Below are 15135 nucleotides of genomic sequence, written 5' to 3' on the forward strand. Positions count from 1 at the left end.
TAAACTGACCGTTAAACGGTTATTTTACCCTGTTCTACCCGGAACATCTTGCCCTTTTCGTCAATCATATCGTTAACCTGTTCTGCGCTGACCGCGCTGACAAAAACCTGTGCGCCCGTCGCTTTGAGGCGATCGGCCAGCAGGCGACGACGGTTAACGTCCAGCTCAGAGGCAAAGTCGTCAATTAAATACAAACAACGGCGGCCGCTGTGATGGGTCAGATACTCTCCCTGCGCCAGCCGCAGCGCGCACATCAGCAGCTTAAGCTGCCCGCGCGACAGCAGATCTTCCACCGGCGTGCCTTCGGCGCGAATGCGGAAATCCGCCTTATGCGGCCCGGATGCCGTATACGTCAGCGCCCGGTCGCGCTCAAACTGACGTTCCAGCAATTCACCGTAATCGCTCTCTTTATCCCAGCCACGCAGAAAAGAGAACGATAAATCAAATTCCGGCAAGAATTGCGCGCAGGTCGCACGGATATCCTCTGCGATTGCCGCGCTGTATTGCGCGCGCAATGCGCTGATTCGCTCCGCCAGCGGCACCAGCTCCTGATCCCAGGGGCGCAACTGCGCATAACGGCTCACCTGGCGCAACGCGGCGTTACGCTGTTTCAGCAGACGTTTAAGATTGCTCCAGGCAACGAAGAAACCAGGGTCGCTGTGAAAACATCCCCAGTCCAGAAAAGCACGGCGGTATTTCGGCCCGCCGTTAAGCAGGGTGAAACCTTCCGGCGTAATCAGCTGCATCGGTAACATTTGCGCCAGCTCAGCCACTTTATGGCCGTCGCTGCCGTCAATACGCACCCGGCTGTCGCCGTCACGCCCTTTGCTCAGCCCCACGGACAGCTCGCGCTCGGCACCGGTATCAACCCGGCCGTGCAGCACGAATTCATTCTGGTCGTGACGGATAACCCTGCCGGCCTGCAGGCTGCGGAAAGCCCGGCCATGCCCGAGCGTATAGATCGCTTCCAGCACGCTGGTTTTACCGCTGCCGTTGGCGCCGACCAGGAAATTAAATCCCGCCACGGGAGAAAGATCCGCCGATTCGATATTCCGGAAATCGCGGATCAGTAAACGCGTTAACGCCATAAGGTCTGCAACAACGACGCTAGAGACGCATCGGCATAACGACGTAGGCCGCGCTCTGGCTGGCGGCGTCTTCGATCTGCACGCTGGAGACGGAGTCCGTCAGCAGCACGCGCACCGTTTCGCATTTCAGCGCATTCAGCACGTCCAGCATGTAGCTGACGTTGAAGCCGATTTCCAGCTCGGAGCCGCCGTAGCTGACGTCCAGAATCTCTTCCGCCTCTTCCTGCTCCGGGTTGTTGGCCGTAATTTTGAGCTGATTGTGGCTGACGAACAGACGCACGCCGCGGAATTTCTCATTGGAGAGAATCGCCGCGCGGGCAAAAGCCTGCTTTAGTTCATCGCAACCGGCTTCCAGCGTTTTGTCGGGGTTCTTCGGCAATACGCGGCGATAGTCAGGGAAACGGCCGTCAACCAGCTTGGAAGTAAAGATAAAATCGCCTACATGGGCGCGGATATTGTTGCCGCCGATTTGCAGACGCAGCGGCGTGTCGCCGCCATCCAGCAACCGCACCAGCTCAATCACGCCCTTACGCGGCACGATAACCGAGTGGTTCGGCAGATTCTGCCCGACCGGCATGGCGCAGACCGCCAGGCGGTGGCCGTCGGTCGATACGGTACGCAGTTCTTCCCCTTCGGTTTCGAACAGCATGCCGTTGAGGTAGTAACGCACATCCTGATGGGCCATAGAGAATTGTGTGGCCTCAATCAGCTTTTTCAAGGTCGCCTGCGGCAAAGTGAACTCAACTTCGCTCTGCCAGTCGTCCAGATTGGGGAAATCAGCTGCTGGCAGCGTGGAAAGCGAGAAACGGCTGCGGCCGGAGCGCACCAGAATGCGATCGCCTTCCAGCGTTACCGCAATTTCCGCTCCGTCGGGCAGGCCACGGCAGATATCAAGGAATTTCCGCGCCGGAACCGTCGTCGCCCCGGACTCGTGCGGCTGGGACAGCGGCACGCGGGCAACCATTTCCATTTCCAGATCGGTACCGGTCAGCAGCAGGGAACCCTCTTCCACCTGCAACAGCAGGTTACCCAGGATCGGCAGCGTCGGACGACCGCCCAACGGGCCGCTCACCTGTTGCAGCGGCTTTAATAAGTGTTCTCGTTCGATGATAAATTTCATAGCGCTACGATGATAATGTCCTGATTAAATTGGAAAAATCTTCTTTGATATCGTGACTTTCCTCACGAAGCTGCTCTATTTTACGGCAGGCATGCAGCACCGTGGTATGGTCGCGACCACCGAAGGCATCACCGATTTCCGGCAGGCTGTGGTTCGTCAGTTCCTTCGCCAACGCCATCGCCATCTGGCGCGGACGGGCTACGGAACGGGAGCGGCGTTTGGACAACAAATCCGCCACTTTGATTTTATAGTATTCGGCCACCGTCTTCTGAATATTGTCGATAGTAACCAGTTTTTCCTGCAACGCGAGCAGGTCACGCAGCGCTTCACGCACGAAGTCGATGGTAATCGCCCGTCCGGTAAAGTTGGCGTTGGCGATCACGCGGTTCAATGCGCCTTCCAGCTCACGCACGTTGGAACGCAGGCGCTTGGCGATGAAAAACGCGACTTCGCCCGGCAGACGGATGTCATTTTCATCCGCCTTTTTCATCAGGATCGCCACGCGGGTTTCCAGCTCCGGCGGCTCAATAGCCACGGTCAGCCCCCAGCCGAAGCGGGATTTCAGACGATCCTCAACCCCGTTGATCTCTTTGGGGTAACGATCCGACGTCAGAATGATCTGTTGGTTTCCTTCCAGAAGCGCATTAAACGTATGGAAAAATTCTTCCTGCGATCGCTCTTTGTTGGCAAAGAACTGAATGTCATCGATCAACAGGGCATCCACGGAGCGATAGTAACGTTTAAACTCTTCAATCGCGTTGTTTTGCAGCGCTTTAACCATGTCCTGCACGAAACGCTCAGAGTGCATGTACACCACTTTGGCGTTGGCCTTGCGCGCCATAATGCCGTTCCCCACCGCGTGCAGCAGGTGGGTTTTACCCAGGCCGGTGCCACCGTAAAGAAACAGCGGGTTATAGGCGCCGCCGGGGTTATCCGCCACCTGGCGCGCCGCGGCGCGGGCCAGCTGGTTTGACTTACCTTCGACGAAGTTATCGAAGGTGTGTTTCGGGTTCACGTTGGAACGGTAGGAAAGCTCGGGCTGCGCCGGCGAGCTTTCCCAACTGGGACGAACCGACGAAGCGACGGGCCGTCCGACGCTTTCCGCCGGCGCGCCGGCGCTCATCGCCGGGCTGGCGGCAGGCGCCACGGAGGCCGGTTTACTGCCGACCTCGAAACGCAGCAAAGGGGCGTCAGTGCCGCAAAAATCGTTCAACAATCCATTGATGTTATTCAGGTACTTGTCGCGTACCCAGTCCAGCACGAAACGATTGGGGGCATAGAGCGCCAGGGTGTTGTCACTCAGTTCCGCCTGCAGGGGGCGGATCCACATACTGAATTCTGTGGCAGGTAATTCATCCTGCAATCGGGCAAGACATTGCTGCCAGAGCGAAAGTGACACGGCGGACTCCACTTGAACAAAATCAACAAAGAAATGAGCAAGATTACTGCTTGAATGTTTAAATACGCACGGACGATCGGGATCGTCTGTAAAGCATGAACAGGTTACCCACATTCCCGCCACACCATGCGCACCGCTTTTCCACGGTGTATCTCCCAACGATCCCGGGGACGGGATCATATCCGGGATGGCGGATCATAGCGCAAACCGCACAGAAGATCCTCCCTAACCTCACAGATTAGATCCTTTTTATCCACAGGCTTATCCGGACAAGATATTTTAGCCGGATCTCCCGCCTGACGCCTCCCCGCGCATCGCAGAATGCGCTTTTTCAGATTACCTGCACCGCCTGGATCCTGATTTTTTCCCCAATAATGGTCAGGATCTTCGCGAGATCCTTGCGCTTTGAGAGGGAGTCCGTATAATTTCCCACCCACGCGCTGTCCTCCGTGATTTGCGGGTGCCTCCTTTAATAAAGAAATGCGTTATTGAAGGCATCTCCCGCGGCGATTCGTCGACCGGGATGTGGTATCAACGGATTCATGCAGGTGGAATCTGGGTGGATGGCTTTGCGATGTCAATTGACTCCGGACTGTACAATTATTACAATCCCGCCTCTTTGATCTCTCTGCGATTAAGGCGCCGGCGATTGTGACTCTGAGAAGTTGTGGCGTTGCCGAGCAGCCAAACGCGTTTGACTTGCCAGTTATTATTTAAAGCTTAGGTAGAAATCGCTATGAAACGCACTTTTCAACCGTCCGTACTGAAACGTAACCGTAGCCACGGTTTTCGCGCCCGTATGGCAACCAAAAACGGCCGTCAGGTTCTTGCCCGCCGCCGTGCAAAAGGCCGCGCTCGTCTGACCGTTGCCGGTTAATTCCGCTGACCCCGCAGTTGTTATTGACGTGGTGGTTAAGCTGAGTTTTCCCAGGGAGTTACGTTTGTTAACTCCCAGTCACTTCAATTTCGTCTTCCAGCAGCCGCAACGAGCCGGTACTCCTCAAATTACCATTCTCGGCCGTATGAATACGTTGGGGCATCCCCGTATCGGTCTTACCGTCGCAAAAAAATATGTCAAACGCGCGCATGAACGTAACCGGATTAAACGCCTAACCCGCGAAAGCTTTCGCTTACATCAGCACACGCTGCCTGCCATGGATTTTGTGATCATCGCCAAGAAAGGGGTCCAGGAGCTTGATAACCGGACGCTGACAGAGATTTTGGATAAATTATGGCGTCGCCATTGTCGCCAGGCTCACGTATCCTGATCGCGCTGATACGCGCGTATCAGGTGTTCATCAGTCCGCTACTGGGACCTCATTGCCGCTTCACGCCCACGTGCTCACAGTACGGAATTGAGGCATTGCGCAGGTTTGGAGTGGTAAAAGGCAGTTGGTTGACGGTGAAACGCGTATTAAAATGCCACCCTTTAAACCCGGGTGGTGAAGACCCCGTGCCGCCAAAAAATCGACGATAACAGAGAACATTAAGATGGATTCGCAACGCAATATTCTCCTCATAGCTCTGCTGTTCGTGTCTTTCATGATCTGGCAGGCCTGGATGACGGACAACAATCCGCAGCCGGTCGCCCAGACAACCAGTGAACAGACCATCAACAGCACCGTCAGCCAGGGTACCGGCGACAGTGATCAGGGGAAACTGATCACGGTTAAGACAGATGTGCTGTCTTTAACCATCAATACCCAGGGGGGTGATATTGAACAGGCCAACCTGTTGGCTTATCCGGCTGAGCTGGGTTCAGACAAACCGTTCCAACTGCTGGAAAGCACGCCGGAATTTGTTTATCAGGCACAGAGCGGCCTGACCGGCAAAAGCGGCCCGGATAATCCGTCCAACGGCGCGCGCCCGGTTTACACCACTGACCAGGCCAGTTACCAGTTGGCCGACGGCCAGGATGAGTTGCGCATCCCTCTGACCTATACCGACAAAAATGGCGCGGTATATACCAAAACGTTCATCCTGAAGCGTAAAGATTACGCTATCAAGGTGGACTATCAGGTGAAAAACAACGGTGCGGAACCGCTGGAGCTGACGCTGTTCGGTCAGCTAAAACAGTCGGTCAACCTGCCGAAACACCGTGATACCGGCAGCAGCAACTTTGCCCTGCATACGTACCGCGGCGGCGCCTATTCTTCCAGCGAAGATAAATACCAGAAGTACAGCTTCAGCGATATCGAAGAGAAAGCCCTGCAGGTAGAAACCAAAGGCGGCTGGGTTGCGATGCTGCAACAATACTTCGCTACCGCGTGGATTCCGCAGGCTGACGCCACCAATACATTTTACACCACGGACCTGGGCAAAGGCTTAGCGGCCGTCGGCTTCAAATCGCCGTCCGTTACCGTTGCGCCGGGAACGGAACAGAACCTGAACGCCACGCTGTGGGTCGGCCCTGAGCTGCAAAGCGAAATGGCCGCCGTTGCTCCGCACCTGGACCTGACCGTTGACTACGGCTGGCTGTGGTTCATTTCCCAGCCGCTGTTCAAACTGCTGAAGTTCATCCACAGCTTTATCGGCAACTGGGGCTTCTCCATCATCATCATCACCTTCATCGTGCGCGGCATCATGTACCCGCTGACCAAAGCGCAGTACACCTCGATGGCCAAGATGCGTATGCTGCAACCCAAACTGCAGGCGATGCGTGAGCGTATCGGTGATGACAAGCAGCGCATGAGTCAGGAAATGATGGCGCTGTACAAAGCGGAGAAGGTAAACCCGCTGGGCGGCTGCTTCCCGCTGCTGATTCAGATGCCCATCTTCCTGGCGTTGTATTACATGCTGATGGGTTCCGTTGAGCTGCGTCATGCGCCGTTCGCCCTGTGGATCCATGATTTGTCCGCTCAGGACCCGTATTACATCCTGCCGTTGCTGATGGGCGTTACGATGTTCATCATCCAGAAGATGTCGCCGACCGCGGTCACCGATCCGATGCAGCAGAAGATCATGACCTTTATGCCGGTTATCTTTACGGTGTTCTTCCTGTGGTTCCCGTCTGGCCTGGTACTGTATTATATCGTCAGTAACCTTGTGACCATTATCCAGCAGCAGCTGATCTACCGCGGCCTGGAAAAACGTGGTCTGCACAGCCGCGAGAAGAAGAAGTAACCAGGAATTATGATGTAATCAGGGCGGTCAACTGACCGCCCTTTTTTATCGCAATCTTTCATGCCCTGCATCACCGGAGGAGACAACCATGAGCCATTCAGACACCATCGTCGCCCAGGCAACCCCGCCGGGACGCGGCGGCGTCGGCATTTTGCGCGTGTCCGGACCTCAGGCCGCCAGCGTGGCGCAGGCCGTGCTGGGCAAACTGCCCAAAGCCCGTTATGCCGATTACCTGCCTTTTCGTGACGCCGATGGCAGCACGCTGGATCAGGGCATTGCGCTCTACTTCCCCGGCCCCAATTCATTCACCGGCGAAGACGTGCTGGAATTGCAGGGGCACGGCGGGCCGGTCATTCTCGACCTGCTGCTCAGGCGCATTCTGCAGCTTCCGGGCCTGCGTATCGCCCGCCCCGGTGAATTCTCCGAACGCGCATTTCTGAACGATAAGCTGGACCTGGCACAGGCCGAGGCTATCGCCGACCTGATCGACGCCAGCTCTGAACAGGCCGCCCGTTCTGCGGTAAATTCATTGCAGGGCGCATTTTCCTCCCGGGTTCACCGCCTGGTGGAAGCACTGACCCATCTGCGCATCTACGTGGAGGCCGCTATCGACTTCCCGGATGAGGAGATTGATTTTCTGTCCGACGGTAAAATTGAAGCTCAGCTCAATGAGGTTATGGACGATCTGCAGAGCGTACGTGCGGAAGCCCGTCAGGGCAGCCTGCTGCGCGAAGGGATGAAGGTGGTTATCGCCGGCCGGCCAAATGCCGGGAAATCCAGCCTGCTTAACGCATTGGCCGGGCGCGAGGCGGCCATCGTCACCGATATCGCCGGCACCACGCGCGACGTTTTGCGCGAGCATATCCATATTGACGGTATGCCGCTGCATATTATCGACACCGCCGGGCTGCGCGAAGCCGGTGACGAAGTAGAGCGTATCGGCATCGAACGTGCCTGGAATGAGATCGAACAGGCCGATCGCGTTCTGTTCATGGTCGATGGCACCACCACTGACGCAACGGAGCCGTCCAGGATTTGGCCGGAGTTTATGGCCCGCCTGCCCAAAAATCTGCCGGTCACGGTGATCCGCAATAAAGCGGACATGACCGGGGAGCCTATCGGCATCGAAAATGTAAGTAATTACTCACTAATTAGACTGTCCGCCCGCAACGGTGCCGGCGTAGAAACACTGCGCGAACACCTGAAGCAAAGCATGGGGTTTGATCTCAACATGGAAGGCGGTTTCCTGGCACGCCGCCGCCATCTGCAAGCCCTGGAAACAGCGGCTATGCACCTTGAACAAGGCAAAGATCAGCTAGTGAATGCTTACGCTGGGGAATTACTGGCTGAAGAGCTGCGCCTAGCACAGCAGGCCCTGAGCGAAATCACCGGGGAGTTTACCTCAGACGACTTACTGGGGCGCATTTTCTCCAGCTTCTGTATTGGAAAATAGTAAGCACACACTTACATTCCAGCAAAATCATCCTCCGCCGAATTTTCTCTGATAAATCCGGCGGACGCACCAGGTCAGGGCAAATATCCCCATACCGCACGCCAGCAACCGCACTCCCGTATCCCAGGTTATCCCCTGTACCGCCAACTGGTGCGCCATATAGCTGTACATCCATGTTCCCGGCAACATGGTAACGGCGGAAATCCAGCAATAGCGCCAGAAAGGAATGGCGGTAAGCCCATAGACATAATTTTGCAGGTTGTACGGAAACATCGGCACCAGGCGGGTAAAGATAAGAAAATCAACGCCATAAAAAGATATTCCCGTATCTATTTTTTGAAAGCGCGGTGAATGTCCGAAGCGGGCCAATAGCCAGTCGCGGCCAAGGTAGCGTGCCAGTAAAAACGAGAGAGAAGAAGCCAGAGTCGCCGCCAGGAGTGATATCAGGGTCCCCTGCCAAACGCCAAACAGTACGCCGCCGGCAATCACCAGCACGCTGCCCGGAAATAAAAAAAGCGAAGCGGCGACAAACAACGCGATGTAACCGATAATGCCTGCCCACCCATGCCGGGTGACCCATAATTGCAGTTGGTCGATGTTGCTGTACATAGTAGCCAGCGGCGTATTATGTACGATAAATGCGCCTGCAATTAACAAGACAAAAACAATACCGCGCTTAATCCTTCTTTTGCATACCACCTCACAAAGCGGATAAAAATTTTACCGAAATACATTCGCGAATATTATATTTCTGTGGTCTACACAATAAGCCGCCGTAACGGCAGATATCCATTCTATCAATACATCACCCTGAATAAACGCCTGTACTAACAAAAGAAGCCGGAGAACAAACCGGGCGAGAATCCTGCCCCGTAAAACCTGGGAGAGTTTATGGAAAGTCATTTGGCCTGGAGCAACATCATCGCCCCTCAAGCAAACCGGGATCGCCTGCCCGACGATCTGCGTTCGGCGGCGCTTAATCACCCTTTGCCGCGCCGCCGGCGCTACCTGCAAAGCCGCCTGCTGCTGGCGGAAATGATGTACCAGCTATATGGTTTTGAGCGGTTGCCGCCCATCGCTATCGCATCCAACGGGCGCCCATGTTTTGCCGATCCGGCACTGCCGGACTTTAACGTTTCCTACGCCGGTAATGTGGTGGCGATTATGCTGAGTCACACCGGCCGGGTTGGTGTTGATATCGAATTTGTGCGGGTAAATCAAAACAGTAAGTATGCACAGCTGCAACTGCAGTTTTTGACGGCCGCCGAGCATCTCTGGCTTCGCGGGCAATATGATCCGTCGGAAGCCATTGCACAGTTATGGACGATACGTGAGTCAGTGCTAAAAATTTCCGGCCTGGGCAAAAACGGGTTTCATACTCTGCAATTACAGCCGAGCAGTGGAAAAATCCGCTCGTCGGTAACGCCGTCCGTTCAGTCTATTTGTCACGTTACGGGAGGAATTGCATGGGCCTGCAGCCAGTCCCCGGCGCTTGGGGACATCCATTTTTGGAAAATGCGTGATTCCGGCACGCTGGAGAACGTCAAAAAACAGACGGAACGCGAGCTGAAGCATTCAGCTTCTTGTTTGCGTTTTTCTAATTCAATATCCCATTATCAGGAAAACATATAAAATTAGTTAACAATACCTGCCTTTAATTGCCTGTTTAAATTTAGTCTTTAATTCCATTTATACAAAATAATTGACTGGCTAGTTTTTAGTTTCCACGTTTATATAACGTAAAAAACCTATTCAGGTTGCTGTTATTGATTTAAAATATTTAACAACAAATCACCGGCACGTACTTTTACAGAAATGGAGAAATTTCATGTCTACGACTCCACTGAAAATTGTTACTTTACTTGGTAGTCTGCGCAAAGCCTCATACAATGGTATCGTCGCTGACACATTGCCGGAACTGGCACCAGCGGGAGTGATCATTGAAGCATTGCCTTCTATCCGTGACATCCCTCTGTATGATGCCGATTTGCAGCAAGAGAGCGGTTTTCCTACACGCATTGAAGAGATTGCGCAGAAGATCCGCGAAGCAGATGGCGTTATTATTGTTACGCCGGAGTACAACTATTCCGTGCCTGGTGGGTTGAAGAACGCGATTGACTGGATTTCCCGTCTTCCCGAACAACCCCTGGCAGGGAAACCCGTGGCAATCCAGACATGCTCCATGGGGCCGGTAGGCGGAGCGCGCTGCCAGTATCATCTGCGCCAGATACTGGTATTCCTGGATGCCTACGTTATGAATAAGCCCGAATTTATGGGCGGAGTGATACAAAGCAAAGTGGATGAACAACGCGGCAAACTGACCGATGTTGCAACTATTGAATTCCTTGGCAAACAACTTTCAGTTTTTGCAGACTACATCCGCCGCGTCGGTTAAGATCTAACGAACGCCCCGGTTCGGGGCGTTCGTTATTGCAAGGGACTGTGTAGTTCGGTTTCATCATGAAATTTAATTTTTTGATCTTTTTTCTTTTAGTAGGACTTCTAGGAATTTTCCTACCCTACAACTATGCTTTCGGCGCACCCGAGCCGGAACAACCCTTGCCTTTGCCTCCATCTTTACATTCATCCCGCTCAACGCTGAAGCCGCCGACCATTTCCCAGCAAGAAGACAACCAGCTGGAAGCCATTACGCTCTACCTCACGATCATTCGTGAAGATGATAAAAACAGTTGGGCGCCTTACCAGTTAGCGTCGGCGCTGGCATCAAAAGGCCAACGTGAAATGGCGGAACGTTACCTGAAAATGAGTTCTCAGCGCGGGTTATGGTATTACTACAATCTGCTGGAAGATCCCGCGTTCAACAATATGCGCGACTCTGCAATATTCCAGCAGGTGTTGGCAGAAACCAAAGAGCGTTATCAGCAGCAGGCACAGCGCTACGAAGCTAAATCGTTTGATACCGTACCGTCCGGTAAAGCGCCGCCAAACGGCTGGCCGGTTATCATCTACCTGCATAACTTCGGCGACTCGGCGCGCGTCAACGATGATAAAAAAGCGTTTTACCGGCAAATGGGTTACGTTTACATCGAAATCAACGGCACGCAAATGCTGTCCGAGAACTCTTTCCGCTGGTCAACGTACAATGCAGAAAGCACGCAGCAGGCGGTGCAGAACAGCCTGACGGAGGTAGCGCAGAAAACACCGCTGAACCGCCGGCAGGTGTATTTGATCGGCCGCGGGCAAGGAGCCCTGCACGCCGCGAATCTGTTGGCTAAGTATCCCAAGGATTATGCCGGAGGGATGATCATCTCCCCCTACGGAAAGATAAAGTCAGAAAGTCACACGGACGCTAAAGACAAGAGGTTGTTTTTTGTCACGTTCAACGAGCAGGAATCGCTGTCCCGGGATTACATCAGCAACTTCAAGCGTATTTTTACGCCTCACAACCATGTCTACGAAGGCCGCTACACGGCTGACGCGGATAACATGAAGCTTTGGAACGAGCGTTTTTATCACCCGCTGATGTGGCTCACCGGCACGGGTAATATGCCGGCCGCGCCCAATATTCACCGCGACTCATAAAAAAAGGAAAGACCTCGCGATCTTTCCCTCTCATTCCCGCCCGCAGCACTCAGTGTGCGTCAACGAATACAATCTTCAGTATAAACAACAGCGCTACCACAACCACGCACGGACTAATTTCACGCCAGCGTCCGGTTCCCAGCTTCATAATGCAATAAGCAATAAAGCCCAGGGCAATACCTTCAGTAATCGAGAAGCTGAACGGCATCATCACCGCGGTGATAAAAGCCGGAACGGATTCCGTTAAGTCGCTCCACTTCACGCGCGCCAGGCTGGAGGTCATCAGCACGCCGACGTAAATCAACGCCCCGGCGGCGGCATAAGACGGCACCATTCCCGCCAAAGGCGACAGGAACATCACCAGCAGGAACAAAATACCGACTACGACAGCCATCAGCCCGGTACGTCCGCCCACGGAAACACCCGATGTGCTTTCAATATAGGCGGTTACGGAGGAGGTGCCGATAAACGAACCGACGACGGAGCTGATGCTGTCTACAAACAGCGCCTGCTTCATGCGCGGGAATTTCCCTTCGCTGTCCGCCAGGCCCGCTTTATCGGTCACGCCGATCAGGGTGCCGGAAGAGTCGAACAGGTTAACCAGCATAAAGGAGAAAATCACCCCGGCCAGCCCGATATCCAACGCGCCCATCAGATCCACCTGACCCACCACGTTGCTCACGCTGGGCGGCATGGAGAAAATACCGCTGTAATGCACATCGCCCAACGCCCAGCCAATCAGCGTAGTAACGACGATGGAAATCAGCACCGCCGCATGAATATTGCGCGAAGCTAAAATTACGATGATAAAGAAGCCCAGCGCCCCCAGCAGCACTTCGTGGGAAGCCAGGTTGCCGATCATCACCAGCGTATCTTTGTTAGGGATGATGATACCGGCGTTTTTCAGCCCCATCATGGCGATAAACAAACCGATACCGCTGGTTATCCCCACGCGCAGGCTAAGCGGAATATTCGCGATCATCCAGTAACGGATACGGAACAGCGTCAGCAAAAACAGGCCGACGGCGCCCCAGAAAATCGCGCCCATCCCCACCTGCCAGGACAACCCCATGGCGCTCACGACCACAAAAGCAAAGAATGCGTTCAGGCCCATCGCCGGCGCCAGCGCAACCGGCAGGTTAGCCAGCAGCCCCATAAAAATACTGCCGAAAGCAGCGATAATGCAGGTAGTAACGAATACTGCCTGGGTGTCCATTCCCGCAACGCCGAGGATCTGCGGGTTGACGAACACAATGTAAACCATCGTTAAAAAGGTCGTCAGGCCAGCGATCACTTCCGTACGTACGGTCGTACCGTGTTCCTGTAGTTTAAACAAGCGCTCGAACAGTCCCTGACCCTGAGCTGGGGTAATGGATGAATTATTCATACTGTTTAAAATCCGAGTGGATATTGGCTTTGGGAGGGTATCCTATACCAAAAGTTGTCAATATTGATGCTCGTCACAAATCTTTTTTTACCGTTTGTTTGTTTCTAAATTAATTGAGCGGCCTCACACTGACAGTTTCATTTCACGCGCTAAACTCAAAATCAACGATAATATCCTTAAATATCAAATTGATAATTTTATTATCAAATAGAGAAAAACACGATGAATGATAAAACATCGCGCCGAACGCAATCGCTTTCGCGCGAAGACATGATTGCACTTTTAGCCGTTTCCCGCAGAGAAAGACCTGCGGATGTCATTATCGAGAATGTCCGTATTCTTGATGTGATTAACGGCGGCGATATTCCCGGCCCGATCGTTATCAGCGGAGAGTCCGTCGCCGGTATCGGTCCGGATTACGAAGGCGCGCCGGCTATAGAACGCATTGACGCCGGCGGCGCCGTGGCGGTGCCCGGTTTCATTGACGCGCATCTGCATATTGAGTCCAGTATGATGACGCCGATGGCGTTTGAGAGCGCTACGTTGCCGCTCGGCGTCACCAGTATCGTCTGTGATCCTCATGAAATTATTAACGTTATGGGGGAGGAGGGGCTGGAGTGGTTTTTGCGTTGCGCAGAGCAGGCGCAGCAGAATCAGTTTATTCAAATCAGTTCCTGCGTACCGGCTTTAGCGGGCAGCGACGTCAACGGCGCGGAATTTCCCCTGGAGCGGATGCTGCGTTACCGTAACCATCCCCACGTGCTCGGCTTAGCGGAAATGATGGACTACCCCGCCGTTATTGCCGGCGATGCCGCGACGCTGGATAAACTGGACGCTTTCCGCGATCTGACGCTGGACGGCCATTGCCCGATGCTGAGCGGTAAATCCCTGAATGCCTATATCGCCGCCGGTATCGAAAACTGCCATGAGACGCTGGCGGCCGAGGAAGGCAGGGAGAAGCTCTCACTGGGCATGGCGCTGATGATTCGCGAAGGCTCTGCCGCACGTAACCTGAACGCGCTGGCGCCGCTGGTTACCGAATTCAGCAGCCCGCAATGCATGCTGTGTACCGATGACCGTAACCCGTGGGAGATTGCCCATGAAGGCCATATTGATTCGATGATCCGTCGCCTGATCCAGCAATACCACGTTGCGCCGCACGTTGCCTATCGTGTTGCCAGTTGGTCGCCGGCGCAGCATTTCGGCCTGCGGCGTTTGGGGCTGATTGCTCCCGGTAAAAAAGCGGATATCGTCTTGTTGGACGACGTTCGTCAGGTGAAAATCCGCCGGGTGATTGCTGGTGGACGCACGGTGGAGCCGGAACAATTGCGTGACGGCTGTGCGTCCCGCCAGGCAGCAAGCAATCCTCCCCTGCATAACACCATCGATCGTCATCCGCTCAGTGCGCAGGATCTTACGCTGCCGTTGCAGGCGGGCAAACATTATCACGCAATTCAAATCGTCGCCAATGAGCTGATTACCCATAATCTGGACGTCGCATGGGACGGTAAACGTTTTGATAGCCCGGATATAAGCCGGATTGCCGTCATGGAGCGCTATGGCAAAAACCTTCCCCCGGCGCTGGGGCTATTGCAGGGGTTCGGGCTGACCAAAGGCGCCATGGCGGCCAGCGTCAGCCACGACAGTCACAACCTGGTGGTTATCGGCCAAAATGCAGCAGAGATGGCGTTAGCGGTAAACCGGCTGATATCCGGCGGCGGCGGGCTATGCGTCGTCTATGACGGAGAAGTGCAAAGCCATTTACCCCTGCCGATTGCAGGATTGGTGAGTGACCGCTCCGCCGCTGAAATTGCGGATGCCATTGATTCACTCAAAGCCGCCTGCCGCACATGTGGGGTAACACTGGACGAACCCTTTATCCAAATGGCGTTTTTGTCGCTGCCGGTCATTCCGTCATTAAAACTCACTAGTTTAGGGTTATTTGATGTGACACGGTTTCATTTTATTGAAACAACGGTTTAGAATGGACCTTGGTTTAGCCCGCGGATCGTCCCTCTGGCG

The 15135-nt window shown here is 54.2% G+C and carries 14 protein-coding genes; 9 read left to right on the top strand and 5 right to left on the bottom strand.

The features are described from left to right. Positions 1 to 11 precede the first annotated feature (11 nt). From recF to dnaA, 3 genes are read right to left on the bottom strand one after another with little or no spacing between them, the layout of a single operon-like run. Positions 12 to 1088 carry a DNA replication/repair protein RecF gene (gene recF / locus C8D90_RS09135; RefSeq protein WP_115458128.1) on the bottom strand — a complete coding sequence of 359 codons (1077 nt, stop codon included), beginning with the start codon at positions 1086 to 1088 and terminating at the stop codon, positions 12 to 14. Positions 1089 to 1107: 19 nt separating this feature from the next. Continuing rightward, entirely contained in the window at positions 1108 to 2208 is a 1101-nt protein-coding gene (dnaN, locus tag C8D90_RS09140) for a DNA polymerase III subunit beta (protein ID WP_115458129.1), read from the bottom strand. 4 nt (positions 2209 to 2212) lie between these two features. Then, positions 2213 to 3607 (bottom strand): chromosomal replication initiator protein DnaA, encoded by a 1395-nt coding sequence (gene dnaA / locus C8D90_RS09145; RefSeq protein WP_115458130.1) that lies wholly within the window; start codon positions 3605 to 3607, stop codon positions 2213 to 2215. A gap of 736 nt (positions 3608 to 4343) precedes the next feature. Here dnaA and rpmH point away from each other — a divergent pair. The 5 genes from rpmH to mnmE all read left to right on the top strand — a co-directional run bounded on the left by rpmH (position 4344) and on the right by mnmE (position 8183). Beyond that, the gene (gene rpmH / locus C8D90_RS09150; protein WP_115458131.1) at positions 4344 to 4484 is read left to right on the top strand and encodes a 50S ribosomal protein L34; all 141 of its coding nucleotides are present in this window, start codon (positions 4344 to 4346) and stop codon (positions 4482 to 4484) included. A gap of 31 nt (positions 4485 to 4515) precedes the next feature. Further along, entirely contained in the window at positions 4516 to 4875 is a 360-nt protein-coding gene (gene rnpA / locus C8D90_RS09155; RefSeq protein ID WP_115458197.1) for a ribonuclease P protein component, read from the top strand. After that, on the top strand, positions 4839 to 5084 hold the full coding sequence (yidD, locus tag C8D90_RS09160) for a membrane protein insertion efficiency factor YidD (RefSeq protein ID WP_115458132.1): 246 nt from the start codon (positions 4839 to 4841) through the stop codon (positions 5082 to 5084). The genes rnpA and yidD overlap by 37 nt, the downstream gene beginning before the upstream one ends. Before the next feature lie 14 nt (positions 5085 to 5098). Beyond that, a complete protein-coding gene (gene yidC / locus C8D90_RS09165) occupies positions 5099 to 6730 on the top strand; it encodes a membrane protein insertase YidC (RefSeq protein ID WP_115458133.1) in 1632 nt (543 codons plus the stop codon). A gap of 88 nt (positions 6731 to 6818) precedes the next feature. Next, a complete protein-coding gene (gene mnmE / locus C8D90_RS09170; protein WP_115458134.1) occupies positions 6819 to 8183 on the top strand; it encodes a tRNA uridine-5-carboxymethylaminomethyl(34) synthesis GTPase MnmE in 1365 nt (454 codons plus the stop codon). Between the two features lie 27 nt (positions 8184 to 8210). Here the strand turns inward: mnmE and C8D90_RS09175 are convergent, their stop codons facing one another. Continuing rightward, complete coding sequence (locus tag C8D90_RS09175) at positions 8211 to 8840, bottom strand: TVP38/TMEM64 family protein (protein ID WP_376744963.1); 630 nt, start codon at positions 8838 to 8840, stop codon at positions 8211 to 8213. A 234-nt stretch (positions 8841 to 9074) separates the two neighbouring features. On the opposite strand from C8D90_RS09175, the gene C8D90_RS09180 reads away from it, so the two are divergent. The 3 genes from C8D90_RS09180 to C8D90_RS09190 all read left to right on the top strand — a co-directional run bounded on the left by C8D90_RS09180 (position 9075) and on the right by C8D90_RS09190 (position 11726). Beyond that, positions 9075 to 9815 (top strand): 4'-phosphopantetheinyl transferase family protein, encoded by a 741-nt coding sequence (locus C8D90_RS09180; RefSeq protein ID WP_115458136.1) that lies wholly within the window; start codon positions 9075 to 9077, stop codon positions 9813 to 9815. Positions 9816 to 10011: 196 nt separating this feature from the next. Then, a complete protein-coding gene (locus C8D90_RS09185; protein ID WP_115458137.1) occupies positions 10012 to 10578 on the top strand; it encodes an NADPH-dependent FMN reductase in 567 nt (188 codons plus the stop codon). A 170-nt stretch (positions 10579 to 10748) separates the two neighbouring features. Beyond that, positions 10749 to 11726, top strand: a complete 978-nt coding sequence (locus C8D90_RS09190) for a hypothetical protein (RefSeq protein WP_147291345.1) — start codon at positions 10749 to 10751, stop codon at positions 11724 to 11726. Between the two features lie 49 nt (positions 11727 to 11775). On the opposite strand, the gene C8D90_RS09195 is transcribed toward C8D90_RS09190, so the two are convergent. After that, entirely contained in the window at positions 11776 to 13113 is a 1338-nt protein-coding gene (locus C8D90_RS09195) for an NCS2 family permease (protein ID WP_115458139.1), read from the bottom strand. Positions 13114 to 13335: 222 nt separating this feature from the next. On the opposite strand from C8D90_RS09195, the gene adeD reads away from it, so the two are divergent. Further along, positions 13336 to 15096, top strand: a complete 1761-nt coding sequence (gene adeD / locus C8D90_RS09200) for an adenine deaminase (protein WP_115458140.1) — start codon at positions 13336 to 13338, stop codon at positions 15094 to 15096. Positions 15097 to 15135 lie beyond the last annotated feature (39 nt).

The organism is Enterobacillus tribolii (assembly GCF_003363015.1).
Lineage (GTDB): Bacteria > Pseudomonadota > Gammaproteobacteria > Enterobacterales > Enterobacteriaceae > Enterobacillus > Enterobacillus tribolii.

Bases quoted from the DNA above. Each gene is read 5' to 3' on its own strand.
- recF (WP_115458128.1), bottom strand. From the start codon at position 1,088: ATGGCGTTAACGCGTTTACTGATCCGCGATTTCCGGAATATCGAATCG.
- dnaN (WP_115458129.1), bottom strand. From the start codon at position 2,208: ATGAAATTTATCATCGAACGAGAACACTTATTAAAGCCGCTGCAACAG.
- rpmH (WP_115458131.1), top strand. From the start codon at position 4,344: ATGAAACGCACTTTTCAACCGTCCGTACTGAAACGTAACCGTAGCCAC.
- yidD (WP_115458132.1), top strand. From the start codon at position 4,839: ATGGCGTCGCCATTGTCGCCAGGCTCACGTATCCTGATCGCGCTGATA.
- yidC (WP_115458133.1), top strand. From the start codon at position 5,099: ATGGATTCGCAACGCAATATTCTCCTCATAGCTCTGCTGTTCGTGTCT.
- mnmE (WP_115458134.1), top strand. From the start codon at position 6,819: ATGAGCCATTCAGACACCATCGTCGCCCAGGCAACCCCGCCGGGACGC.
- C8D90_RS09180 (WP_115458136.1), top strand. From the start codon at position 9,075: ATGGAAAGTCATTTGGCCTGGAGCAACATCATCGCCCCTCAAGCAAAC.
- C8D90_RS09185 (WP_115458137.1), top strand. From the start codon at position 10,012: ATGTCTACGACTCCACTGAAAATTGTTACTTTACTTGGTAGTCTGCGC.
- C8D90_RS09195 (WP_115458139.1), bottom strand. From the start codon at position 13,113: ATGAATAATTCATCCATTACCCCAGCTCAGGGTCAGGGACTGTTCGAG.
- adeD (WP_115458140.1), top strand. From the start codon at position 13,336: ATGAATGATAAAACATCGCGCCGAACGCAATCGCTTTCGCGCGAAGAC.